Origin of the sequence: Gilliamella sp. B3482 (assembly GCF_026536805.1) — a bacterium.
Taxonomy (GTDB): Bacteria; Pseudomonadota; Gammaproteobacteria; order Enterobacterales; family Orbaceae; genus Gilliamella; species Gilliamella apicola_E.
In genome coordinates this window covers 543,747-568,850 of sequence record NZ_JAFNNL010000001.1, presented here as the reverse complement: position 1 = coordinate 568,850, position 25,104 = coordinate 543,747, and the positions used below count along the sequence as shown (strand labels likewise).

General features: G+C 34.1%; 22 protein-coding genes. 19 read left to right on the top strand and 3 right to left on the bottom strand.

Going from position 1 to position 25,104, the window contains the following annotated elements:
• Window positions 1–9 precede the first annotated feature (9 nt).
• Window positions 10–810 carry an NAD(+) diphosphatase gene (nudC, locus tag J3U18_RS02585; RefSeq protein WP_267331150.1) on the top strand — a complete coding sequence of 267 codons (801 nt, stop codon included), beginning with the start codon at window positions 10–12 and terminating at the stop codon, window positions 808–810.
• Between the two features lie 28 nt (window positions 811–838).
• Here nudC and J3U18_RS02580 read toward each other — a convergent pair whose 3' ends face one another.
• Window positions 839–1,711: a hypothetical protein gene (locus tag J3U18_RS02580; RefSeq protein WP_267352835.1), complete on the bottom strand. Its 873-nt coding sequence runs from the start codon at window positions 1,709–1,711 to the stop codon at window positions 839–841.
• 300 nt (window positions 1,712–2,011) lie between these two features.
• Window positions 2,012–3,028 carry a porphobilinogen synthase gene (gene hemB / locus J3U18_RS02575; RefSeq protein WP_065734799.1) on the bottom strand — a complete coding sequence of 339 codons (1,017 nt, stop codon included), beginning with the start codon at window positions 3,026–3,028 and terminating at the stop codon, window positions 2,012–2,014.
• Window positions 3,029–3,209: 181 nt separating this feature from the next.
• Between hemB and rpsU the strand changes: the two genes are divergently transcribed.
• The 15 genes from rpsU (at window position 3,210) to J3U18_RS02500 (ending at window position 20,590) form a co-directional block, all read left to right on the top strand.
• Window positions 3,210–3,425 (top strand): 30S ribosomal protein S21, encoded by a 216-nt coding sequence (gene rpsU / locus J3U18_RS02570; protein WP_034882800.1) that lies wholly within the window; start codon window positions 3,210–3,212, stop codon window positions 3,423–3,425.
• A gap of 114 nt (window positions 3,426–3,539) precedes the next feature.
• On the top strand, window positions 3,540–5,318 hold the full coding sequence (gene dnaG / locus J3U18_RS02565) for a DNA primase (RefSeq protein WP_267352834.1): 1,779 nt from the start codon (window positions 3,540–3,542) through the stop codon (window positions 5,316–5,318).
• Between the two features lie 81 nt (window positions 5,319–5,399).
• Complete coding sequence (rpoD, locus tag J3U18_RS02560) at window positions 5,400–7,238, top strand: RNA polymerase sigma factor RpoD (RefSeq protein WP_267352833.1); 1,839 nt, start codon at window positions 5,400–5,402, stop codon at window positions 7,236–7,238.
• A 62-nt stretch (window positions 7,239–7,300) separates the two neighbouring features.
• The gene (locus tag J3U18_RS02555) at window positions 7,301–8,272 is read left to right on the top strand and encodes a bile acid:sodium symporter family protein (RefSeq protein WP_267352832.1); all 972 of its coding nucleotides are present in this window, start codon (window positions 7,301–7,303) and stop codon (window positions 8,270–8,272) included.
• A gap of 68 nt (window positions 8,273–8,340) precedes the next feature.
• The gene (gene pitA / locus J3U18_RS02550) at window positions 8,341–9,855 is read left to right on the top strand and encodes an inorganic phosphate transporter PitA (RefSeq protein WP_267352831.1); all 1,515 of its coding nucleotides are present in this window, start codon (window positions 8,341–8,343) and stop codon (window positions 9,853–9,855) included.
• Window positions 9,856–9,919: 64 nt separating this feature from the next.
• Window positions 9,920–10,372 (top strand): universal stress protein UspA, encoded by a 453-nt coding sequence (gene uspA / locus J3U18_RS02545; RefSeq protein ID WP_267352830.1) that lies wholly within the window; start codon window positions 9,920–9,922, stop codon window positions 10,370–10,372.
• A gap of 160 nt (window positions 10,373–10,532) precedes the next feature.
• Window positions 10,533–11,285 (top strand): SDR family oxidoreductase, encoded by a 753-nt coding sequence (locus J3U18_RS02540; protein WP_065734801.1) that lies wholly within the window; start codon window positions 10,533–10,535, stop codon window positions 11,283–11,285.
• Between the two features lie 139 nt (window positions 11,286–11,424).
• Entirely contained in the window at window positions 11,425–11,754 is a 330-nt protein-coding gene (locus J3U18_RS02535; protein WP_065562343.1) for a hypothetical protein, read from the top strand.
• Between the two features lie 318 nt (window positions 11,755–12,072).
• Window positions 12,073–14,529, top strand: a complete 2,457-nt coding sequence (thrA, locus tag J3U18_RS02530) for a bifunctional aspartate kinase/homoserine dehydrogenase I (RefSeq protein WP_267352829.1) — start codon at window positions 12,073–12,075, stop codon at window positions 14,527–14,529.
• Entirely contained in the window at window positions 14,530–15,468 is a 939-nt protein-coding gene (thrB, locus tag J3U18_RS02525) for a homoserine kinase (RefSeq protein WP_220225132.1), read from the top strand.
• Between the two features lie 70 nt (window positions 15,469–15,538).
• The gene (gene thrC / locus J3U18_RS02520; RefSeq protein ID WP_267352828.1) at window positions 15,539–16,828 is read left to right on the top strand and encodes a threonine synthase; all 1,290 of its coding nucleotides are present in this window, start codon (window positions 15,539–15,541) and stop codon (window positions 16,826–16,828) included.
• 154 nt (window positions 16,829–16,982) lie between these two features.
• Window positions 16,983–17,435: a transcriptional regulator NrdR gene (gene nrdR, locus J3U18_RS02515; RefSeq protein WP_034882816.1), complete on the top strand. Its 453-nt coding sequence runs from the start codon at window positions 16,983–16,985 to the stop codon at window positions 17,433–17,435.
• Window positions 17,436–17,449: 14 nt separating this feature from the next.
• Window positions 17,450–18,559: a bifunctional diaminohydroxyphosphoribosylaminopyrimidine deaminase/5-amino-6-(5-phosphoribosylamino)uracil reductase RibD gene (gene ribD, locus J3U18_RS02510; RefSeq protein ID WP_065734832.1), complete on the top strand. Its 1,110-nt coding sequence runs from the start codon at window positions 17,450–17,452 to the stop codon at window positions 18,557–18,559.
• Window positions 18,560–18,785: 226 nt separating this feature from the next.
• On the top strand, window positions 18,786–19,619 hold the full coding sequence (locus tag J3U18_RS02505; RefSeq protein WP_267336707.1) for a DeoR/GlpR family DNA-binding transcription regulator: 834 nt from the start codon (window positions 18,786–18,788) through the stop codon (window positions 19,617–19,619).
• A 5-nt stretch (window positions 19,620–19,624) separates the two neighbouring features.
• Window positions 19,625–20,590, top strand: a complete 966-nt coding sequence (locus J3U18_RS02500) for a sugar kinase (RefSeq protein WP_267352827.1) — start codon at window positions 19,625–19,627, stop codon at window positions 20,588–20,590.
• A 199-nt stretch (window positions 20,591–20,789) separates the two neighbouring features.
• On the opposite strand, the gene hemW is transcribed toward J3U18_RS02500, so the two are convergent.
• Entirely contained in the window at window positions 20,790–21,923 is a 1,134-nt protein-coding gene (hemW, locus tag J3U18_RS02495) for a radical SAM family heme chaperone HemW (protein WP_267352826.1), read from the bottom strand.
• Between the two features lie 174 nt (window positions 21,924–22,097).
• Between hemW and J3U18_RS02490 the strand changes: the two genes are divergently transcribed.
• The 3 genes from J3U18_RS02490 (at window position 22,098) to zwf (ending at window position 25,093) form a co-directional block, all read left to right on the top strand.
• Complete coding sequence (locus J3U18_RS02490) at window positions 22,098–22,970, top strand: D-hexose-6-phosphate mutarotase (RefSeq protein ID WP_267352825.1); 873 nt, start codon at window positions 22,098–22,100, stop codon at window positions 22,968–22,970.
• A gap of 186 nt (window positions 22,971–23,156) precedes the next feature.
• The gene (gene rplY, locus J3U18_RS02485; RefSeq protein ID WP_065562334.1) at window positions 23,157–23,441 is read left to right on the top strand and encodes a 50S ribosomal protein L25; all 285 of its coding nucleotides are present in this window, start codon (window positions 23,157–23,159) and stop codon (window positions 23,439–23,441) included.
• Between the two features lie 191 nt (window positions 23,442–23,632).
• Complete coding sequence (gene zwf / locus J3U18_RS02480) at window positions 23,633–25,093, top strand: glucose-6-phosphate dehydrogenase (RefSeq protein WP_267352824.1); 1,461 nt, start codon at window positions 23,633–23,635, stop codon at window positions 25,091–25,093.
• Window positions 25,094–25,104: the final 11 nt, after the last annotated feature.

The window sequence follows — 25,104 nt, the reverse complement described above, 5'->3', positions numbered from 1 at the left end:
ATTGATGTGATGAATATACAACAACAATTTAATTTAATTGGTAACGAAAAAGGTTATTGGTTTGTTAGTCAAAATGGGCGATTATGGTTGCCAAATGGCGAAGTTCCTCATGGTATTGCTAGTGAATTAGGTTTTACCAACAAACTAGCTCAACCAATTGGTGAGTGGAATGGGCAAACCGCTTGGTTGATTTGCCAAGAAATGAAAAACTCTATGTCAACGATTCGCCCCTTACTTAATAATACTGATCAATCATTATTTAATATGGCTGGCAGGGCGGTACAATTGTCTGAGTTTTATCGTTCTCATAAATATTGTGGTTATTGTGGTCATGAGATGCATATTAGTAAAACAGAGTGGTGTTGTTTATGCAGTAATTGTCACCAACGTTATTACCCACAAATTTCCCCTTCAATTATCGTTGCTATTCGAGATAAAAATAAAATTTTATTGGCAAAGCATGTTAGGCATAATCAAGAAAATTTATATACCGTTTTAGCTGGTTTTACAGAGATTGGTGAAACAATGGAAATGACGGTTGCCCGAGAAGTGTACGAAGAGTCAAAAATAAAAATTAAAAATATTCGTTATATTGGTTCACAACCTTGGCCGTTTCCTAACTCCATGATGATGGCCTATTTAGCTGATTATGAGAGTGGTGAAATTACTATCGATAAAAATGAGTTAGTCGAGGCAAATTGGTATCATTATTCTCAATTACCTAAAATACCCGAATATGGCACGATAGCAAGACGTTTGATTGAAGATACAATTATACTTTGTCGTGAATATGATGAGTTTGGTGAGTAAAATTCATCATATTCACTTAACTAACAATTTATAAATATTCAATGGTTCTGGTTAAATCAATTTTACTTGAACCTTCTCCTACTGTTTCACAAACAGCTTTAGTCCAGTCGTTGTTTTCGTTATAAGCGAAATAGGTACAAGTCTCAGTTGATTCTAACTCTTGTTCATTTTTATCATTGATGATTACATTACCTTTTGCTGATAATTTATATGTTCTAGTAATTGTTTTTTCGAGCTGATGATTAGTGTTATAAACTATATCTTTCTCTCTCACTAAAACGGGTAGTTTAGTTTGTTCATCTGATTTTATATAAGCATTATATAAAACTTGTTCAACCAGATCGCCGTTATAAATAATTTTACTATTAAAAACAATATTATTATCGGCAAAGTTGGATAAGGTTGTTTCAACTAAATGACCTTGTTCATCAAATTCATTAATGGCAACAATGTCACCATTATCATCTTTCATACCAATAATATTTTTTGAATCGTCAAAAGAAACATCGTAATTATTCCTAACATCTTTCATGCCATAAATATATTTGGCTGTATCATAGTTTATTTCGCCATATAAACCTTCAAGATCATAATTCTGTACATAACCTTGAGCATTATAATTGATCGTTTTTTCTGTCGGTCCTTGGATTTTTTGGTGTTTGATCAGTTTTTTATGAGGTAAGAGTTCTGGTTCGGTATGAAAAAGATAACTATTACTTACCAATATTGATGATTGGGATTTAAATTCATTATTTATATTTTTGTTTACAGCATTATTCTCAGTTTGGTCCTCTTGATTTTTGCTTGTACTAGAGGCGGCATTTGTTTCTGCTTTTTTTTGATCATCACATCCAATTAATAAAAAAATAGTCAAAAAGAATAGATAGATATAATTTTTCATAATATTAGTCTCTTAAGGTTCGAGTTAGAGTTTTATTTATATCTAATAAAAAAGCTTAATCAACTTCAGTATTTTATTGCAATCTTAGTCTGTTTAGAGCTTAAATTTGAATTTCATTTGTATTCGTTTCTTATAGATAATCTTTACAAATATTAGCAAATTGGAGGCCAAAGATATAGTTTTCGTCAGAATTTTTATTTTTAAATTAACAGATTAAAAAAATGATGAGGTAAGAAAATTTAAATATTGATCATATCAATCTGCGATAAGTTGCCGATTGATATGAATCAGATAAAACCATCAATGCTCTGGGTTATTGAGCCATTGAGCTATTTGTTTGGCAAAATAAGTTAAAACCCCATCTGCACCCGCGCGTTTAAAACAGAGTAATGATTCCATGATGACAGATTTTTCATCTAACCAACCGTTTCCAATTGCGGCCATCAACATTGCATATTCTCCAGATACTTGATAGGCAAAGGTTGGTACCGCAAAAGTGTCTTTTACTTTACGAACAATATCTAGGTAAGGCAACCCAGGCTTAACCATTACCATGTCAGCACCTTCACTTAAATCTTGGTAAATTTCTTGTAATGCTTCATTAGCGTTGGCCGGATCAAGTTGATAGGTTTTTTTATTACCACCTTTAATGTTTTTTGCTGAACCTACAGCATCACGAAATGGTCCATAAAAGCTAGAGGCATATTTTGCTGAATAAGCCATTATTTGCGTATTAATAAAATCATGTGATTCTAGCCCATTACGAATTGCGCCAATTCGACCATCCATCATGTCACTAGGTGCAATAATATCAGAACCTGCTTGAGCTTGAACTAATGCTTGTTTAACCAAAGTACTAACAGATGTATCATTTAAAACATAACCACTATCATCAATAATACCGTCTTGGCCATGAGTGGTATAAGGATCGAGTGCAACATCACTTAAAATTCCGAGTTCTGGTAACTCTTTTTTTAGTGCCCTAATTGCTTTAGGAACTAATCCATTTTCGTTATAAGCTTCTTCAGCTAACAGTGATTTTTGAGAAGGCTCAATAGCAGGGAACAAAGACAATATAGGAATGCCTAATTTGGCAACTTGCTCTGCCTCTTTCACTAATACATCAACGCTCATTCTTTTAACATTGGGCATTGATGATACAGATTGAATAATATTTTTCCCTTCAACGATAAATACTGGATAAATCAAATCATCAACTGTTAAACGATTTTCTGCAACTAGGCGACGACTAAAATCATGAGCACGATTACGACGTAATCGTCTTTGGGGATATTGACCGGTAAAGACTGATGACATATAAATACCTATATTTTTGATTAAGCGGTCTTATTATCTGACTCAAAAGTAAGATTAGCAAATAATTTGTTATGTCGTAATTATACGATATTTTACTTTACAACTTATATGATTTAGAGGTAAAATTGCGCACTAATTTTTAGTCCCTTGTGATATTAACCAAATTTGAGGTGAGAGGCACATGCCAGTAATTAAAGTACGTGAAAATGAACCTTTCGATGTAGCATTACGTCGTTTTAAACGTTCTTGCGAAAAAGCAGGAGTTTTAGCTGAAGTTCGTAACCGTGAATTTTACGAAAAACCAACAACTATTCGTAAACGCGCAAAAGCAGCTGCTGTTAAACGCCACGCTAAGAAATTAGAAAGAGAAAACGCTCGTCGCACTCGTCTATATTAATATTTATACTGAAAATTTAATTTATTTATTTTTTTAATATAAAAATTTTAACAAGCCGTACTTTTACTACGGCTTGTTGTTTTTGTGTAATGCCATAAATGGTTGAATTTTATCATGAAAGGTCTTATTCCTCGCGATTTTATTTTAGATTTGCTTGCCCGCACAAATATTCTTGATGTGATAGGTAAGCGCGTTAAAATGAAAAAAAAAGGAAATAACTATTTTGGTTGTTGTCCTTTTCATGATGAGAAAACCGCTTCTTTCTCATTAAGCGAAAAAAAGCAGATTTACTATTGTTTTGGATGTGGTGCTACTGGATCTGCAGTAAATTTTTTGATGCAATATGAGCGATTGTCTTTTCCTGAGGCAATTGAAGAGATAGCTAGTATGCAAGGAATCCGTGTTCCATACACGGATAACGAAAATAATCAAGCTGATGCATCAAAGCAAATTGAATCTCGTAATGTTCGTCGAGATCTTTATTCATTGATGTCTAAAATAACTGATTTCTACCAGCAGCAATTAGCATTATCGACTTCGGTAGATGCTCAAAAGTATCTTGAACAACGTGGATTAAACGCAGAGATTATAGCTAGGTATAAAATCGGTTATGCACCTAATTCAAAACAACTAACTTTTCAAAATATAGTTAAGACTGAAAATGAAGTGGTGCTATATGACAAGGCAGGGATGTCTGTCAATAACGATATAGGTAATCGATATGATCGCTTTCGTGGGCGTATCATGTTCCCGATTCGCGATAGACAAGGTAATGTTATCGCTTTTGGTGGAAGGACGATCTTCAATGAGTCGGCGAAATATCTAAATTCACCTGAAACTCCTATTTTTCATAAAGGTTTTCAATTATATGGACTTTATGAAGCTCAAGAAACTAATCGTAATTTAAAGCAATTAATCATTGTTGAAGGTTATATGGATGTTGTTTCTCTTGCACAGTACGGTATTGATTACGCTGTAGCTGCTTTAGGAACAGCAACATCAGAAGAGCATATTAAGCTTCTATTTAGAGCAACAGATTCCGTAATATTTTGTTACGATGGTGATAAAGCCGGGCGAAATGCTGCATGGCGAGCGCTTAATGTATTACTACCTTGTTTGATTGATGGTAAAGAGATAACTTTTGCTTTTTTACCACAAGATGAAGATCCAGATAGTTACGTGCGTAAAGTCGGAAAAGATGGCTTTGAAGATTACATAAAAAAGGCGCCTAACTTATCTGAATTTTTGTTCGATGAGTTATTAAAACAGGTCGATTTAAAATCAGCTGAAGGTAAAGCTAAATTGAGTTCACTTGCTATTCCTTTACTTGAACAGGTAAAAGCAAAAGTATTTAGACTTAATTTACTTCAAAAATTAGGGCGTTATTTGGGGCTATTGGATCTATCCCAAATTGAACAATTAATCGCGAATAATAATATAAGCGAAAATAGAACTATTGATTCAGCACCTGTGCCAAAAATGAAATTGACCACTATGCGGATTTTAATTGGTTTGTTACTTCAATATCCAAATCTAGCTAAGATGGTATCTGATATTAACGTTATGAGGCAAGTTAACTTAGCGGGAATTGATATATTTATTGAACTACTTGAATTATGCCAACAATATCCAAATATAACTACAGCACAAATATTAACTGAATGTATTAACCGACCATATTATAAACAGCTAAGTCGTTTAGCAACCTGGGAGTACCATTACCAAGATGATGAAATAGAATCAATTTTTTCTAATACTTTAAAAGAGTTATATGATAATATACTCGCCCAAAGGCAAGATGAACTGATCGCAAAAGAGAGAGTCTCCGGATTAAGTACCGCAGAGAAAAAAGAATTAGCGACACTAATACTTGTTTTATCAAAAAAAGACTAAATATATAGGGTATGTGTAGAAAAATACTTTTTATTCTACACATATAATACACATGACCGAATAACTAAATGGTGATACTTTATGGAGCAAAATTCTCAATCACAGTTAAAACTCCTAATTATACGGGGTAAGGAGCTGGGATACCTGACCTATGCTGACGTCAATGATCACTTGCCTGAAGAAATCATTGATTCAGATCAGATTGAAGATATTATCCAAATGATCAATGATATGGGGATTCAAGTACTTGAAGAAGCTCCAGACTCAGATGAATTATTACTTTCAGATAATGTTCCAGATGAAGAGGCAGTTGAAGCAGCAACAGCATTAGTTTTATCTAATGTAGAATCAGAAATAGGTCGAACTACTGACCCAGTACGTATGTATATGCGTGAAATGGGTGCGGTTGAACTATTAACCCGTGAAGGCGAAATTGATATCGCAAAACGTATTGAAGATGGGATTAACCAAGTTCAAACCTCAGTATCTGAATATCCAGAAGCCATTACTTATCTCTTAGAACAATATAATTTAATTGAAAGCGGCGAAGTTCGCTTGTCCGACCTTATTACTGGTTTTGTCGATCCGAATGCTGAAGAGTCAGAAGAAGAACTTCCTGAAGAATTGGAAGACGGTGAAGAAGAGATTGATATTGACGAAAGTGATGATGAAAGTGAAGAAGAAAGCGATTCTTCAGCTGATGATGATGTCTCTATCGATCCAGAAGTAGCAAAAGCAAAATTTGCTGAATTACAAGAGCAACATGATAAAACGTCTGCTGCAATTAAAAAATATGGACGTGCTCATAAAAAAGCACAACAAGAAATTGAAAATCTATCTGAAGTTTTCAAACAGTTCCGATTAGTTGGCAAGCAGTTTGATATTCTTGTTAATAATATGAGAAGCATGATGGATCGAGTAAGATCCCATGAGCGTATTATTATGCGAATTTGTGTTGAACAATGTAAAATGCCGAAAAAACAGTTTATGACTCATTTTACTGGCAATGAAAATAGCATGGACTGGTATAAAAAAGCGAGTACTGGCAAAGGTGCGTTTGCTGCTAAATTAAAAGAATTTGAATCATCAATTGAAGAGCAAATTAAAGCTTTACAGCAAATTGAAACAGAAACTAGTCTTTCTATCGAACAAATCAAAGATATTAATAGAAGAATGTCTATTGGTGAAGCTAAAGCTCGTCGAGCCAAGAAAGAGATGGTTGAAGCAAACTTACGTTTAGTTATCTCTATCGCTAAAAAGTATACTAATCGTGGTTTACAGTTCCTAGACCTTATTCAAGAAGGTAATATTGGATTGATGAAAGCGGTTGATAAGTTTGAATATCGCCGAGGGTATAAATTCTCAACCTATGCAACGTGGTGGATTAGACAAGCGATCACTCGTTCAATTGCTGACCAAGCAAGAACAATTCGTATCCCTGTGCATATGATTGAGACAATTAATAAACTAAATCGTATTTCTCGTCAAATGCTTCAGGAAATTGGGCGTGAACCAACACCAGAAGAGTTATCTGACCGCATGCAAATGCCTGAAGAGAAAATTCGTAAAGTGTTAAAAATTGCAAAAGAACCAATTTCAATGGAAACACCAGTCGGTGATGATGAAGATTCACACTTAGGTGATTTTATTGAGGATACTGCACTTGAGCAACCACTAGATGCAGCTACATCGGAAAGTTTACGTAGTGCAACACGTGATATTTTATCTGGTCTAACACCACGTGAAGCAAAAGTCTTACGTATGCGATTTGGTATTGATATGAATACAGACCATACTCTTGAAGAAGTAGGTAAACAATTTGATGTAACGCGTGAACGTATCCGTCAAATTGAGGCTAAAGCATTACGTAAATTACGTCATCCTAGCCGATCTGATGTTCTTAGAAGTTTCTTGGAATAAATTATAACTTTAGCTAAATCGCCACTTATGTGGCGATTTTTTTAACTTTTCAAACTAATATCATGAATATACTTCAACGATTTAAAATTGATCCATTCTTGCTGACTTTGATTTGCGTTGTGACTACAGCAAGTATTTTTCCATGTAAAGGACAAGCAAAAGTGCTATTTGAAAATCTTACAACTTTTGCTATTGGTCTTTTGTTTTTTATGCATGGTGCAAAACTGTCGTTTGATGCGATAGTTGTGGGTATAAAAAATTGGCGATTGCATCTGTTGATATTTACTACCACCTTTGTAGTATTCCCTATTTTAGGGGTGATGATGCAGGTACTGGTTCCAACTTTTTTATCAGAAGATCTTTATTTAGGCTTTGTATATCTTTGTGTCCTACCAGCTACCGTTCAGTCTGCCATTGCTTTTACATCAATCGCAAAAGGCAATGTTGCTGCTGCAATCTGTAGTGCTTCAGCATCGACCCTATTAGGTGTCTTTATCACACCGGTATTAGTTGGGTTATTAATCCATACTCAAGCTGCTGCTTCAATGAATATATTAGATGCCATTGAATCTATTATGCTTAAACTGATGGTGCCATTTATTGTCGGTCATTTATCAAGGCGTTTTATAGGTAAATGGGTTGATAAATATAAAGGTGTAATTTCTAAGACCGATCGTATATCGATATTATTAGTTGTTTATGTGGCTTTTAGTGATGCAGTGGTTAATGGTATTTGGTCTAAAGTCAGCTTTTTATCTCTTTTAGAAATCATTGTGTATTCAATCATCTTATTAACTATAGTGTTATTGATTACGACTTATAGCTCGAGATTCTTAGGTTTTAACAAAGAGGATGAAATTACTATTGTATTTTGTGGCTCTAAAAAAAGTTTAGCGAGTGGTATCCCAATGGCTAGTGTAATCTTTCCTATGTCTATGACTGGAATAATAATTTTGCCATTAATGATTTTCCATCAAGTACAATTAATGATCTGCGCTGTTTTAGCTTCTCATTATGCGAAACGAAAAATATAAAAATTGTTTTGCTCATTGGGTTATTCTCAAGGATAATAGAAGCGCTATTAACAACAGAAAGATATATTATGTTTCATCTATTTGCTGATTTAGAATTTTCTACGATTATATTACTAGTTTTAGCGCTATTTTTTGTTCTTTTTTATGAGGCAATTAATGGATTTCATGATACCGCAAATGCAGTTGCAACAGTAATATATACTAGAGCATTAAAAGAACAGCTCGCTGTTTTTATGGCTGGTATGTTTAACTTTTTTGGGGTATTGCTTGGCGGGCTTAGTGTTGCTTATGCAATCGTCCACCTTTTACCTACTGATTTATTACTTAATGTAAGTTCTGCTCATGGACTTGCAATGGTCTTTTCAATTTTATTCGCTGCTATTATTTGGAATTTGGGTACTTGGTATGTAGGTATTCCTGCTTCTAGTTCTCATACTTTAATTGGTGCAATTATTGGTGTTGCATTGGCTAATGCATTTATTATGGATACATCTATCATTGATGCACTTAATATTCCTAAAATGATACAAATCTTTCTATCATTAATCATTTCACCAATTGTTGGTCTTGTTATCGCTGGATTAATGATTTTTTTATTACGAAAATATTGGACCCGTAAAGGTCAAGGTAAAAAACGTAGTAAAAAAAGAGAGCGAATTTTTATGACACCAGAACAGCGTGAAAAGCTATATGGTAAAAAGAAACCGCCATTTTGGATTCGTATTATGCTTATTATTTCAGCCGCTGGTGTAAGTTTCTCGCACGGCGCAAATGATGGGCAAAAAGGTATTGGTTTATTGATGTTAGTATTGATGGGCATTGCACCCGCTGGTTTTATTGTTAACATGGGGGCATCAACTTATGAAATTACCAATACCAGAAATGCGATTCATAATATTGAAGAGTACTTTATCACTCATAATGATGATCTCAACACAGTAATTGGTAAACAATCAGCAGTTGATACTGCAACTCCTGAAAATGATTTAAATAAATATCATTGTGATTATTCTCGATCCTTCACTACGTTAAGTATTGCTAACAATTTGTTCAATAAAATTAACGATTATGGTTCGCTTAATGTAGATCAACGTTCTCAAACTAGACGTATTTTATTATGTTTATCTGATACGGTATCTCATGTTGCTAAACAACCAAATGTATCAGCAGAAGATAAACAGTACCTAAAATCATTAAATAATGATTTATTAAAAACAATTGAATATGCACCAATTTGGATAATTATCGGAGTAGCTTCAGCACTTGCAGTTGGCACAATGATTGGTTGGCGGCGAGTAGCTATTACTATTGGTGAAAAGATTGGTAAAAAGGGAATGACCTATGCACAAGGGGTTTCAGCTCAAATTACTACAGCGTTATCAATTGGTATAGCAAGCTATACAGGAATGCCTGTATCGACAACACAAGTCCTTTCTTCATCTGTTGCCGGTACGATGATTGTCGATGGTGGAGGAGTGCAAAGTAAAACGATTAAAAATATTGCATTAACCTGGGTTCTTACTTTACCTATTTCAATTTTGTTATCTGGGTCACTTTTTTGGCTTGCTCAAAAATTAATTTAGTAGTAAAAAGGAAGAATAAAATCTTAGTTTAATTAGAGCGTCAAAATAGGAAGGAGTGAATATTATGGCTTATAAACACATTTTAGTCGCAGTGGATTTATCACCTGAAAGTGAAGTTCTTGTTGAAAAAGCAGTCTCAATGGCTAGACCATATAATGCTCAAATATCACTCATTCATGTGGGCATCAATTACTCTGACCTTTATACAGGCCTAGTTGATATTAATATGAATGATATGAAAGATCGTATCACTGAAGATGCCCATATTGCATTAAATAAATTAGCTGAAGATGCAGGTTATCCAATTGCACATACTCTTTCTGGTAATGGTGAATTTGGACAAGTATTAATTGAAGCTATCCACGAATATGGGGCAGATCTAGTTGTTTGTGGTCATCACCAAGATTTTTGGAGTAAATTAATGTCTTCAGCACGCCAGCTAATTAATAATACCCATATCGATACATTGATTGTTCCTTTGAAAGATGATGAGCCATCCGAAGAACCATCTAAATGAAACATACGATATGAACCCGCCTTGTAGCGGGTTTTTTTATATATTTTTATCTAAAATTTAGATAGTTATGTTTTCAAACAAGTTGTATATATTTTGGCACCTATTTTTCTTTTCATTCAATATCGGTATACACTTGTAATTATTATGAAGGAGATTGTATATGAATATTGCTTTAGTTACTGGTGCTTCTTCTGGCTTTGGTAAAGCAATTTGCCGAAAACTTATTACTGATGGTTATAAAGTAATTGGTGCAGCCAGACGACTTGATAAATTACAAAAACTTGCACAAGAATTAGGTAATAATTTTTTGCCGCTAACTCTTGATGTGACAAAAAAAGACTCTGTTGAAACAATTTTGTTACAGCTGCCTAAAGAATTTCAGCCTATCGATATATTAATTAACAATGCAGGATTAGCTTTAGGTTTAGCACCAGCATATGAAGCTGATTACAATGATTGGGAAACAATGATTGAAACCAATGTTATTGGATTAGTGCATTTAACATATCAAATATTACCTGGCATGGTAGAGCGTAACTATGGTTATATTATTAATCTTGGATCAGTAGCCGGTACATATCCGTATAAAGGTGGAAATGTTTACGGTGCAACAAAAGCATTTGTTAAGCAGTTTAGTGCTAATTTAAGAACAGATTTATTGGGTAAAAAAATCAGAGTAACAAATATCGAACCCGGATTATGTGGAGGAACAGAGTTTTCCAATGTCCGATTCCATGGTAATGACGAAAAAGCTGCTGCGGTTTATAAAGATGTGGATTTTATTACACCAGAAGATATTGCCAATACCGTCTCATGGTTAGTTAATACACCAAATCATTTTAATGTGAATTCAATTGAAATTATGCCGGTCGCACAAGCTTCAGCAGGGTTATCAGTTTGCAAAGAAGTTTAAGGTGAAATTAAATTACCATTATATGACACCGAGGTTTTAAAAAAATAATAAAAAAGTGAATTGAAAAACAAAATAGACTTGCACTTATGTTAATGGATTGCTATTCTTCTTATTTGTGATTTTGATTGAGGTTTTAGCAATGACATTTTCAGAAGTAACAAAAACATTTGCGACAAGCTTACCTGGTACCGATTCGTATGTAAAACTACGTAAGGCTATGAGGTCATTAATCCAAGAAGATCCGAATAACGCATCGGTTTACTTTTTAATTTTTGGATTTGCTCGCACTTATGTGATGTTATATGAAGATCAGGAAGTTTCACCACAATTTGCTGAAGACAATCAAAAATTAATGTTATCGTATCTCAACATACTTGATGAGGCATTACAAAAACAAAATGCCGAAAGTATCTATCAAGCCTTAAATAAGGTAGTGAATGAATACGAAAACAGCAAAAAGGTATTTTAATTATTTACAGCCTGACATGAAAATGTCGGGCTGTTTTGTTTAGGGTTTAGTTAAGGAAAAATAATGAAAATGGTAATGATGATTTCAGGCATTATTGGTACCACCGGCACTATTATGAAATATAGGGCGGGTTGATTTTTCCTTAAAAATATCGAAAAACCCGCCCCTAAAGGCGGGTTTTTTACTTTGTGAAATAAAAAAGTTCTTAAATAGAAATTAAAGTAAAAAGAATTCAAAATATTAGTTTTATCAGTATTTTTTAAAAATTGCATTTTGAATTATCATTGGCATAAGTTAGAAAAATAAGTAAGGTGTGATATGAAAGTTTTAAAATTTGGAGGAACATCTGTTGCCAACGCAGAACGTTTTTTGCGTGTAGCAGAGATTATTGAAAATAATGCTAAACAAGAACAAACGGCAACGGTTTTATCTGCACCAGCTAAAATTACTAATCATTTAGTGGCAATGGTTGAAAAAACCATTGCAAAACAAGATATCCAAACTAATATCAACGATGCTGAAAAAATCTTTGCAGACTTACTAGAAGGTATTTCGAAAGCGGTACCTAATTTTGCCTATGAAGAAATGAAAAAGTTTGCTCTAGATGAGTTAAATAATGTTAAACAACTATTACAAGGTATTCGGCTATTAGGTCAATGTCCGGATAGTATTAATGCAACTATCATTTGTAGAGGTGAAAAACTTTCGATTGCAATTATGCAAGAATTGCTTAAAGCGAAAGGTCATGCTGTAACAGTTATTAACCCAGTGGCAATGTTGATTGCTGAGGGGGACTATTTAGAATCTACAGTTGATATTGTCGAGTCATCGCATCGAATCAGTGAAATGCATATACCTCCAGAAAATATAATTTTGATGCCAGGGTTTACCGCTGGTAATGAAAAAGGAGAATTAGTTGTTCTTGGACGTAATGGCTCTGATTATTCAGCTTCAGTATTAGCAGCGTGTTTACGTGCCAACAGCTGCGAAATTTGGACTGATGTTGACGGAGTTTATACTTGTGATCCTCGAATTGTGCCTGATGCTAAATTACTAAAAACGATGTCTTATCAAGAAGCTATGGAACTATCATATTTTGGTGCAAAAGTGCTTCATCCAAGAACAATTTTACCTATCGCTCAATTTCAAATTCCATGCTTAATTAAAAATACTAATAATCCAGATGCAGCAGGCACTTTAATCGGCGCTAATGTTGTTGATAGCTCAACACCAGTAAAAGGTATCACTAATTTAAATAACATGGCTATGATTAATGTATCAGGTCCAGGATTAAAAGGCATGGTAGGTATGTCAGCGCGTGTTTTTTCCGCTATGTCTTATGCTGGTATTTCTGTGGTACTTATTACGCAATCATCATCTGAATATAGTATTAGTTTTTGTGTGCCTCAAACCGAACTCTACCGAGCTGAAGAGGCATTAAGTGAAGAATTTTACTTAGAGTTAAAAGATGGCTTACTTGAACCAATTGAAGTTATCGAAAAATTAGCAATTATCTCAGTTGTTGGTGATGGTATGCGTACTTTACGTGGTTTATCGGCTAATTTCTTTACTGCATTAGCCCGAGCCAATATTAATATCGTAGCAATTGCTCAAGGCTCATCGGAACGCTCAATCTCGGTCGTCGTTGATAATAATGTTGCCGTAATGGGTGTTCGTGTGACTCATCAAATGCTATTTGGTACTGACAAAATGTTAGATGTGTTTGTTATTGGTGTTGGTGGTGTTGGTGGTGCATTGGTTGATCAAATTGGTCGGCAACAAAAATGGCTTAAAAACAAACAAATCGATTTACGTGTTTGTGGTTTATTTAATTCCAAACATGCTGTACTTAATCGGGATGGTATTGATTTAACAAATTGGCGCGATCAAATAAAACAAAGCGAGACCAATTATACTCTAAATAGCATTATTGATTTTGCTAAAAATAACCGGCTCCTCAATCCAATTTTAGTCGATTGTACTTCAAGTAGTGATGTATCAGATAAATATGTTGATTTTTTAGCTAATGGTTTTCATGTTGTAACGCCAAATAAGAAAGCCAATACAAGTTCGATGGCTTATTATCATCGTTTACGGCAAGAAGCAGCTAATAGTAAGCGAAAATTTCAATATGATACTAACGTTGGTGCAGGTTTACCTGTGATAGAAAATTTACAAAATCTACTGAATGCGGGTGATGAATTAATCAAGTTTTCAGGGATTTTATCTGGATCATTGTCTTTCATTTTTGGTAAGTTAGACGAAGGTATGTCATTGTCAGAAGCAACTAAATTAGCGAAAGAAAAAGGTTTTACCGAGCCAGATCCTAGAGATGACTTATCAGGAACAGATGTCGCAAGAAAGCTATTAATTTTAGCTCGGGAGGCTGGATTACAACTAGAACTTGATCAAATTAAAGTTGAGTCAGTATTACCAGCTGAATATTCTAAAGGTAGTATCGATGAATTCATGGCAAAACTACCACAACTGGACGCTCAGTTTAAAGAAAAATCAGAAAAGGCAGCTAAAGAAGGAAAAGTGTTACGTTATGTTGGTAGTATTGATGGAAACCAATGTAGCGTTAAGATAGAATCTGTTGATAATGATGATCCACTTTACAAAGTTAAAAATGGTGAAAATGCTTTAGCATTTTATACTAGGTACTATCAACCAATTCCATTAGTATTACGTGGTTATGGTGCTGGTAATGACGTTACAGCAGCGGGTGTGTTTGCCGATATTTTACGAACCACATCTGGAAAAATTGGAGGCTAAATGAGTCAAAAATCATTAACTGTGTATGCACCTGCATCAATGGCAAATATTAGTGTTGGCTTTGATATTTTAGGTGCAGCAATCAATCCAATTAGTGGTGCGATGTTGGGCGACTGTATTACCATCGAGTCTGCAACTGAGTTTAGCTTTACCAGCCAAGGTCAATTTGTTAAAAATTTACCAAAGGATCCCAAATTAAATATTGTTTATCAATGTTGGCAGCGTTTTTGTAAAGCCATGGGGAAAACATTACCGATAAAAATGACGCTTGAAAAAAACATGCCAATTGGTTCTGGATTAGGTTCAAGCGCTTGCTCTGTTGTTGGTGCTTTTGTTGCGTTAAATAAGTTTTTTAATGAACCATTTAATAAATTTGAATTGCTCTCCATGATGGGCGAACTTGAAGGCTGCATTTCTGGTAGTGTGCATTATGATAATGTTGCTCCTTGCTATTTAGGTGGAATGCAACTTATTCTCGACGAAATGGGCATTATAAGTGAGTCAATACCTCATTTTGAAAATTGGTATTGGGTGATGGCTTATCCTGGTATTAAAGTTTCTACAGCTGAAGCTCGAGCAATATTACCAGCTCAATATCAAAAAGCCGATTGTGTCGCGCACGGTCGTTACGTAGGTGGTTTTTTACATGCTTGTTATACTAAACAACCAAAACTTGCAGCAGCAATGTTGATTGATAATATTGCAGAACCTTATCGTAAACAATTGCTACCTAATTTCGATGAAACACAAAAAAAGGTCAAACAACTTGGTGCACTAGCCTCGGGTATATCAGGCTCAGGGCCGACGATGTTTGTGGTGGCCGACAACCTTGAAACTGCGCAGCAGATTGAGTCGTTGTTAAAAAGTTCTTATCTACAAAATGAAGAAGGTTTTACTCATATTTGTAAAATAGATCCACAAGGTGCAAGAGAGATTTAAGTTATTAAACAAAACAATAATATTAAATCAATAAGAAAACAATTAAAGCATAAAAGAATTGGAACACATTATGAAACTGTATAACTTAAAAGATCATTCAGAGCAAGTTAGTTTCGCGCAGGCGGTACAACAAGGTTTAGGGAAAGAACAAGGTCTATTTTTTCCAGAACAATTGCCAAAATTTTCATCTGCAGAAATAGAAGCACTTTTAAAAATGGACTTTATCACACGTAGTGCCAAAATCTTATCGGCGTTTATTGGCAATGAAATTAGCGATAATGATATGCATCGATTAGTGCAAAACGCATTCCAATTTCCAGCTCCAGTTAAATCAGTAGAAGATGATATTGGAACATTAGAACTTTATCATGGCCCAACATTAGCATTCAAAGACTTTGGTGGACGCTTTATGGCTCAGGCTTTAGTCCAAGTGGCAGCAGATAAAAAGATTACTATCTTAACAGCAACCTCTGGTGATACTGGTGCTGCTGTTGCCCATGCGTTTTATCACTTACCCAATATTCGTGTAGTGATTTTATATCCGGAAGGTAAAATTAGTCCGTTACAAGAAAAACTATTTTGTACTTTAGGCGATAACATTCACACAATTGCTATTCAAAGTGATTTTGATGCCTGCCAAGCTTTAGTTAAAAAAGCGTTTGATGATGAAGAGCTAAAAACTACAATTGGTTTAAACTCAGCTAACTCGATTAATATCAGTCGGCTTTTAGCTCAAATTTGCTATTATTTTGAGGCTTATGCACAGCTTACGCCAAAACAACGCGAACAATTAGTTATTTCAGTACCAAGTGGTAATTTTGGTGATTTAACTGCTGGTTTACTAGCTAAAACGATGGGGTTACCAATTAAACGCTTTATTGCTGCTACTAATGCTAATGATACGGTTCCACGTTATTTAGAAACAGGAATATGGGAACCCCATAAAACTGTGGCAACATTATCAAATGCTATGGATGTTAGTCAGCCAAACAACTGGCCAAGAATCGAAGAAATTTATAAACGAGAAGGTTGGGTATTTAAATCATTAGGGCATGCTGCTGTTTCTGATGCAGTTTCCGTAGAAACGGTTCAGGAATTAGATAAAAAAGGATATTTATCCGAGCCTCATGGTGCTATTGCTTATCGTGCATTACGAGACCAGTTGCAAGAAGGGGAGTATGGTTTATTTTTGGGTACAGCTCATCCAGCTAAGTTTAAAGAAGTAGTTGAGGATATCCTTGGCCGATCAATCTCGCTACCACAACCTCTGGCTGAACGAGCTGATATGCCTTTACTTTCTCACCATATGCCTGATGATTTTAATAAATTACGTGATTTCTTAATCTCATTGACATGGTAAATTCAATTCCCGTCACCAGATTGGTGACGGTTTTTAGCTTTTTTGAATTATAAGTTAATTAATAGAGCTAGTTTATATTACTTTGTTGATAACTTGTTTAAATGGCTAATTTCGGCTATTGTAATGTAAGTTAAAACGTTATCAGGATATATTTATGCACTGTCCGTTTTGTAATGCAGATGATACAAAAGTTATTGATTCTCGTTTAGTTGGTGAAGGGTTTCAGGTTCGTCGTCGTCGACAATGTGTCGAATGTAATGAACGTTTTACGACATTTGAAGTGGCTGAATTAATTATGCCTAATGTTATTAAAAGCAATAAAGTTCGCGAACCTTTCAATGAAGATAAACTCCGCAATGGTATAAAACGAGCACTAGAAAAACGCCCTGTTAGTTTTGATGCAATTGAAGATGCAATTACTCGAATTAAATCGAAACTGAGAGCAACAGGAGAAAGGGAAGTACCGGCCAAATTAATTGGTAATTTTGTTATTGAAGAGCTTAAAAATCTTGATAAAGTTGCCTATATTCGTTTCGCATCTGTCTATTTTAGCTTTGATGATATTGAACAATTCAGTAATGAAATTGCTAAGTTACAACAAAAGTAATCCTCATTATGACTATGAATAAAGATCAATTTTATATGCAGCAAGCTATTGAGCTTGCTAAACTTGGTCGCTTCACTACTACCCCTAATCCTAATGTCGGTTGTATCATTGTTAAAAATGATCACATCATTGGTAAAGGTTTTCATATGAAAGCTGGTTTACCACATGCAGAAGTCTATGCACTAAAAATGGCTGGTGATGAAGCTAAAGATGCTACGGCTTATGTAACGCTAGAGCCTTGCAGCCATTATGGAAGAACGCCTCCTTGCGCAGATGCACTGGTTAAATCGGGAATTAAACGAGTTGTTATTGCTATGCAGGATCCTAATCCCAATGTCGCAGGACAAGGTATAAAGAGATTAACTGATGCAGGCATTGAAGTTTGTGTTGGCGTGTTAGCTGATCAAGCCGAAGCCATTAATAAAGGCTTTTTAAAACGGATGCGAACAGGTTTGCCATTTGTACAACTAAAAATGGCAGTTTCTTTAGATGGTAAAATAGCTATGGCATCAGGCGAAAGTAAATGGATAACCTCCGTTGCGGCAAGACAAGATGTTCAGCAATATAGAGCTCAGGCAAGTTGTATCTTAAGTACCAGAAAAACAGTTCAGGAAGATAATGCGAGTTTAACGGTTAGATATAATGAATTACCTGATTCAATTAAAGAAATTTACCCTTCTACCGAAATTCGTCAACCTATACGAGTGATAATCGATAGCAAAAATCAAATGACGGGTGATGAAAATATCTTTAATCAGCCTGGTGAAACTTGGTTGGTTAGAAAGCAAAATGTTCTAATATCATCACCAAATACAAAACTTATCATTGAATCATCAAACAGTCATCAAGTCGACTTATTAGAATTATTATCCATATTAGCCAAGCAGCAAATAAATTCTGTATGGGTTGAAGCTGGATCTCATTTAGCCGGTGCGCTAATTGAGCAAAATCTCGTGGATGAGTTAATCATCTATTATGCACCTAAATTGCTTGGTCATAATGCACAAGATATGTTTGTATTACCTCACTTACAAAAACTTTCGTTAGCACCTCAGTTCCGATTTGAATCTGTTGAAATGGTGGGAGATGATCTGAAAATAATGTTGAGGAACGGGGTTTTTTGATAACTTTTATTTAAATATATTGTGCTATTTAACAATTTTTGAGTTGTTAATATTCTATTTTAACGATTAACTATATTTCTGTAATTTAAAAATAAAGTACAAACTGAGTATATTTTTACACTACTTAATCGGTTCAGTTCCTTTCTAGGGTTTATCGTTTACAACTTGTATGATAAATTTTATCTGTTTTTGAGTTAGGTATTTATCTTTTAACATAGGATGTGAAATGGCTAAAGTATCTTCGGCACAATTAAAGCGGCGATTGGAAATTGCTGCGATTGTGCGCAAAAATGGAGAAATAAAAGTTGATGAGTTATCTGACATGCTACAAGTTTCTCATGTAACTATTCGTCAGGATTTAACATATTTAGAACATCAAGGGTATTTAAAACGTTTTTTTGGGCGAGCAATCTATATTTCGCCTGAAGATTTTATTAGCAATTCAAATAGTGTGTATCCAAGTCGTTTGGCATCATATCTTAATACTGATAATAGTGATGTTAATTTAGTAAAAACTTGTCTAAATTATATTGAAGATGGTGATACAATTTTTTTAAGTCATGGTCATTTGATTCGAAAATTGATTCCTTTTCTGCATAATAAAAAATCATTAACAGTTATTTTAAATGATATTAATAACGCGAAACTGGTTAGAGAATTCTCAGATGCAGAAGTGATTCTTGTTGGTGGTTTTTTAATAAATGGTAATGTACTACAGCATCCTAACTTTTCATCATCTATATTAACGCAATTCCCAATATCACATTTTATATTCGAATTCGCAGCTATTAATACTAACAATTATTTAGCTATTCAAGATATTGAACATCAAGAACTTTATCAACAGATATTAAAAAGTTCAGATCATTCTATCGGTATTTTACCACCAAGAATCAGCAGTAATGATAATCATACTATTGGTAAATTAAAAAACATGGATGTTATTATTTTATCCCGCTCCGCTGTTAATGAATATCATCAACTATTGCTTAATTCTAATTTTAAACAACATACAACAACTAAATATTCTGTGACTTACCATAATGCATTGGAGGCCTAATTAACATGGATGTTAAAATTTGTACAATGGGCGAATTGTTTGTTGAATTTGTTGCTAAGGAATTCAATCAACGGTTTGATTATACAAATGAATATATTGGACCATACCCTAGTGGAGCCCCGGCTATCTTTGCAAATCAAGTTGCCAAATTAGGTTTTCCAGTTATCTTTTTAAGTTGTGTAGGAAAAGATCCTTTTGGAAAAATGTGCATTAACCGACTTAAACAAGATGGGGTTAATGTTAATGGGATCACTTCTCACAATAAAGTAAAAACAGCTAGCGCATTTTCAACGCAAATTGGTCCAAAAGAGCGAAGTTTAATTTATAACGTTTTAAATAGTGCCTGTGGCTTAATTTCATTTGATCATGTGAATGAAGCTTTATTAAAAGACTGCAATCATTTACATATTATGGGATCATCTCTTTATTCATTTCGAGCCATTGATGCAATGTGCAAAGTAATAAATTTTATTAAAAGCCATGGTGGAACTGTTTCTTTTGATCCTAATTTGCATAAAGAAATGTCGGAGATTCGTGAGATAGAACAGTCTTTTAGTTATATATTAGAATTTACCGATATCATTTTGATTAACGAAACACAAGTTAGGTATTTTTCTGAAAATTATGAAAGTGATGAAGAAACGATTAAAGCTTTATTGGAGAAAGGTATCAAACATCTCGTGGTGAAAAAAGGCAGTGATGGTGCGAATTATTATTGTTGCGATGATAAAAATAATATTAATACAATTTATTCTAAGGGTTTTAGTATTGATGCGATTGACCATTCGGGTGCTGATTACTGCTTTGATGCAACTTTTGTGAGTTTACTACTGTCAGGATTTAGTGCTGAACAGGCTTTAATGTATGCAAATGCTTGTTATGCGTTGTCTTCATCTTATAAAGGACCAATGGAAGGAACATCACCCCTTATCGCGATTGAAAAATTCTTATCAGAAAATATAAATAATTAATCTTATTTCAAACCCTAAAAAAAATCCCAATAACAATGTTATTGGGAAAACATAAGGAATAGGAAAACAATGAAATAAATGCATTGTTGTACATATTATGCACTCTTTTCAGATAAATTTTAGTTAAGATATGCGTAGGTTTAGTTAAATTGTTAGTATTTGTTTTGTTAATAAATAGTAAATCTTTTAACTGATTTCGTTATAAGAATATTTCAAGTAATGAATTTAAAAATAATTTCCCATGCTCTGTGATTTGCCAGCATTGGTTGTTATCAATCAAATATTTTTTTTCAATAGCAGTCGATATCTGCTTATCAATAGAGTGTAAAGGTAAAAAAGTTCGTTGTTCAAATTCGGATTTAGGTGTGGCTTCAAATAATCTAAATCTATTCATAAAAAATTCAAATGCTAACTCATCTTTAGGGACAGTATAAGATTGTTCCAAATAGCGTCCTTCTAAATATCCTTTAGGATGTTTTGTTTTTACGGTGCGAATAATTGTGCCATCATTTTGGGTTAATTTTCCATGAGCACCACAACCAATACCGATATAATCACCAAACCGCCAATAATTTAAATTATGTTGGCATTGATAATTGGCCTTTGCATAAGCAGATGTTTCATATTGTAGGTAACCATGCTTAGTTAATAATTGATGGCCTTGTTGATAAATATCCCATAACATATCATCATCAGGTAAAACAGGCGGTTTAGAACCAAATAAAGTGTTAGGTTCTATTGTAAGTTGATACCAAGATAAATGTGGCGGTGCAATTTCTATTGCCTGTTTTAGATCACTTAATGCATCACATACTGTTTGATTAGGCAAGCCATGCATTAAATCTATATTAAAGCTTTTTAACTTTAAATTTTGTGCTAATTTTCCAGCATCTATTGCCTCTTGCGGATTATGAACTCGTCCTAATTTTGCAAGCTTATCTGCTTGAAAGCTTTGTACACCAATTGATATTCGATTAATTCCAGCTTGTTGATATCCCTTAAATCTTTCTACATCAACTGAATTAGGATTGGCTTCAATTGTTATTTCTGCGTCGTGATTAATTGGTATAATTTTATTTATACTCATTAATAATTTATTAATTAACTCCGCGGAGAAAAGACTGGGTGTACCTCCACCAATAAAAATAGATTTAATAGAACGATCATTTGAAAGCACGACGTCTTGTTTTAAATCATTAATTAAATGATTTATATATGCTGAATAATCGGGCGTTTTCTTCATGTTATGTGAATTAAAATCACAATATGGACACTTTTGTACACACCATGGCATATGTATATATAAACTCAACGGGATTTTATATTGAACCATATACCTTTCCTCAAATTTTTAAAAAAGTGTCAGCAACTGATAATAAATAGCTGGCTATATTACTCCAATTTAGTAAAAAAAGCTTTTATTCCGTTTTTATAATTCGAATAATGCGCGTACAATTAATGACTAAAGACGATGTTCGCCAAGCAAATTAGATAGTTAGGAGTAAATATGAGTATTATTAAGCAGATTTTAGATAGTGATTTATCAAGTACATCAGTGAGTGCATCAGTTAATCAATGTACATTTGGTGAATTGCCTGTCATAGTGATTAAACATAAAACGTGTTCAGCAGCAGTATCGTTACAAGGTGCTCATCTTTTATTTTGGCAACCTTCAACAGAACCGACACCGGTTATTTGGTTAAGTCAAAAAGCTAACTTTAAAAAGGAAGTTGCAATTAGAGGGGGAGTACCAATTTGTTGGCCATGGTTTGGTAAATTGGGTGATCCTATGCATGGTTTTGCGCGTCTGGTTGAATGGAAATTAGATTCTTGCAAAGAAGATAATAATGGAGTGAATTTAACTTTATCATTAACTAATAATCAGCAAACAGAACAGTTTTTCACAAAACCTTTCCAAGCTTGGTTAACCATTCATGTTGGACAAACGTGTGAAGTGAATTTATCTTGCACTGGGGATTTCGAAGCAACAAGTGCATTACATACGTATTTTGAAGTTAATAATATTAATGATGTCACTGTTAAAGGTTTAGGCGATTCTTATCAAGAACGCTTAGCAGTTGAAAATAAACCATCAATTTCAGGGCAACTTACCTTTAATCAAGAGGTTGATCGCATTTATACCCATGCGGATGACTCAATCCTTATTACCGATGGTAAACGAACAATTAAATTAACTAATGTTAATGCAAGTGATGTTGTTACTTGGAATCCTTGGATAGATAAAGCTAAAGCAATGGCGGATTTTGCTGATGAAGAATATCAATCTATGGTATGTGTTGAAACGTGTCGTATTAATAAGTCGTTAAAATTATCGCCAATACAGAAATCAACATATGGATTTAAGATTGAAGTTATTTAATCATTAGGTTTTGATATTGCAAACGCAATCAATATAAGACTATATCTTTATTAAACTCATTATTTGATTGCGTTTACAATCATAACACTTTATAATCCTTAGCGCTTTTTAGAGCATCAATTTTATAGCCAACTACTGGGTCGCCTGTAATTGGTTTTTTATTTAGAATAAACAAGAGAAATCAATATGTTTAAATTTAAAGCAGAAGTTAGAAAAGAGCATGGTAAGGGTGCGAGCCGCCGCCTGCGTCACGCTGGTCAGTTCCCAGCAATTGTTTATGGTGGAACAGAACCTGCAATTTCTATTGTGTTAGATCACAATCAAATTTTCAATATGCAAGAAAAACCAGAGTTTTATTCTGAAGTACTAACTATTGAAATTGACGGTAAAGCAGTTAAAGCTAAAGTGCAAGCAGTACAACGTCATCCATTTAAACCAAAATTAGTTCACATGGATTTTGTACGCGCATAATCATATGTTTGTTGAAAAATCATTCAACAATATCTTTAAATAAAAGGTCACCTAAATGGTGACCTTTTATTTTTTACTATAGTCTTAAAACGACAAATACCTATTGTTATAATTTATTCTATTAACTTGATGTATATTGGTATCAAACATAATAAAATAAATTGTAGATTACACCATTTTAGGAGAAACTCATGTCTGATATCCCAGCTTGCGATTTGGTAATTTTTGGCGCTAAAGGGGATTTAACAAGGCGCAAACTATTACCGTCTCTATATCAATTAGAAAAATATGGAAAGTTGCCAAAGCAGACAAAAATTTTAGGTGTAGGTCGAGCTGATTGGGATCAAGCCGCTTACACTGAGGTTGCAAAAGATGCGTTAACCACATTTATGACTGAACCACTAGATGAAAGTATTTGGCAACGTTTTAGCCAACGCCTTAACTTTCATAAATTAGATGTTAATGACATTGCCGGTTTTAATTTATTAAAAGATAAGCTTGAAAAGTCACATCCTGCTATTTTCTATTTTGCGATGCATCCCAATGCCTTTGGTACGATTTGCCAAGGGTTAGCTGAAGCAGGTTTAAATCAGGCTCAAAATAGAATTGTAATGGAAAAACCACTAGGTTTTGATCTGCAATCATCAAAGGAAATTAATGATTCAGTTGCAAAATTTTTCAGTGAATCACAAGTTTATCGTATCGACCATTACTTAGGAAAAGAGTCAGTTTTAAATTTACTCGCACTTCGTTTCGCTAATCCTGTATTTGCTTCGCTTTGGGATAGAAATTCTATTGATCATGTTGAAATCACTGTTGCAGAACAAGTAGGAATTGAAGGTCGCTGGGGTTATTTTGATAAAGCGGGTCAAATGCGTGATATGGTGCAAAACCATTTATTACAAATTCTGACGATGATTGCCATGTCTCCACCTGCAAATCTTGAAGATAATAGCTTGCGTAGAGAAAAGATTGCTGTACTTAATGCATTACGTCCAATTAATAAAGCAAATATCCGTGAAAAAGTTGTTAGAGGACAATATACTGCAGGGTTTGTTAATGGTATCAATGTCCCTGGTTATTTAGAAGAAGATGGTGCAAACAAACAAAGTAATACGGAAACATTTGTTGCTATTCGAGTTGATATTGATAATTGGCGTTGGGCGGGTGTTCCTTTTTATTTACGAACCGGAAAACGTTTACCAAGCAAGTGTTCTGAAGTAGTAGTTTATTTTAAATCTTTACCCCTTAATTTATTTAGTGAGTCTTATTCTGAACTACCGCAGAATAAACTAACAATTCGTCTACAGCCAGATGAAGGTATGGATATTGAAATTTTAAATAAGGTGCCAGGATTAGACAGTACACATAATTTACAAACGACTAAGTTAGATTTAAGTTTTAGTGAAACTTTTCATCAACAAAGTGCTGATGCTTATGAGCGGTTGTTACTTGAAGTGATGCGAGGAAGACAAGCATTATTTGTTCATCGAGATGAAGTAGAGGCAGCTTGGAAATGGGTTGATTCAATTATTAGTGCCTGGAAATTAGATAATGAACCACCTAAAACTTATCCTGCTGGTACTTGGGGGCCTGTCGCATCGGTTGCTTTGATAACTAAAGATGGTCATTCATGGCATGAGTTTAAATAGAGGAATTTAAC

Coding starts and splice junctions, on each gene's coding strand:
- rpoD (WP_267352833.1), top strand. CDS start 5,400: ATGGAGCAAAATTCTCAATCACAGTTAAAACTCCTAATTATACGGGGT.
- thrC (WP_267352828.1), top strand. CDS start 15,539: ATGAAACTGTATAACTTAAAAGATCATTCAGAGCAAGTTAGTTTCGCG.
- J3U18_RS02535 (WP_065562343.1), top strand. CDS start 11,425: ATGACATTTTCAGAAGTAACAAAAACATTTGCGACAAGCTTACCTGGT.
- thrB (WP_220225132.1), top strand. CDS start 14,530: ATGAGTCAAAAATCATTAACTGTGTATGCACCTGCATCAATGGCAAAT.
- hemW (WP_267352826.1), bottom strand. CDS start 21,923: ATGGTTCAATATAAAATCCCGTTGAGTTTATATATACATATGCCATGG.
- J3U18_RS02555 (WP_267352832.1), top strand. CDS start 7,301: ATGAATATACTTCAACGATTTAAAATTGATCCATTCTTGCTGACTTTG.
- rplY (WP_065562334.1), top strand. CDS start 23,157: ATGTTTAAATTTAAAGCAGAAGTTAGAAAAGAGCATGGTAAGGGTGCG.
- pitA (WP_267352831.1), top strand. CDS start 8,341: ATGTTTCATCTATTTGCTGATTTAGAATTTTCTACGATTATATTACTA.
- nrdR (WP_034882816.1), top strand. CDS start 16,983: ATGCACTGTCCGTTTTGTAATGCAGATGATACAAAAGTTATTGATTCT.
- J3U18_RS02505 (WP_267336707.1), top strand. CDS start 18,786: ATGGCTAAAGTATCTTCGGCACAATTAAAGCGGCGATTGGAAATTGCT.
- J3U18_RS02490 (WP_267352825.1), top strand. CDS start 22,098: ATGAGTATTATTAAGCAGATTTTAGATAGTGATTTATCAAGTACATCA.
- hemB (WP_065734799.1), bottom strand. CDS start 3,028: ATGTCATCAGTCTTTACCGGTCAATATCCCCAAAGACGATTACGTCGT.
- nudC (WP_267331150.1), top strand. CDS start 10: ATGAATATACAACAACAATTTAATTTAATTGGTAACGAAAAAGGTTAT.
- uspA (WP_267352830.1), top strand. CDS start 9,920: ATGGCTTATAAACACATTTTAGTCGCAGTGGATTTATCACCTGAAAGT.
- thrA (WP_267352829.1), top strand. CDS start 12,073: ATGAAAGTTTTAAAATTTGGAGGAACATCTGTTGCCAACGCAGAACGT.
- zwf (WP_267352824.1), top strand. CDS start 23,633: ATGTCTGATATCCCAGCTTGCGATTTGGTAATTTTTGGCGCTAAAGGG.
- dnaG (WP_267352834.1), top strand. CDS start 3,540: ATGAAAGGTCTTATTCCTCGCGATTTTATTTTAGATTTGCTTGCCCGC.
- J3U18_RS02580 (WP_267352835.1), bottom strand. CDS start 1,711: ATGAAAAATTATATCTATCTATTCTTTTTGACTATTTTTTTATTAATT.
- ribD (WP_065734832.1), top strand. CDS start 17,450: ATGAATAAAGATCAATTTTATATGCAGCAAGCTATTGAGCTTGCTAAA.
- J3U18_RS02540 (WP_065734801.1), top strand. CDS start 10,533: ATGAATATTGCTTTAGTTACTGGTGCTTCTTCTGGCTTTGGTAAAGCA.
- J3U18_RS02500 (WP_267352827.1), top strand. CDS start 19,625: ATGGATGTTAAAATTTGTACAATGGGCGAATTGTTTGTTGAATTTGTT.
- rpsU (WP_034882800.1), top strand. CDS start 3,210: ATGCCAGTAATTAAAGTACGTGAAAATGAACCTTTCGATGTAGCATTA.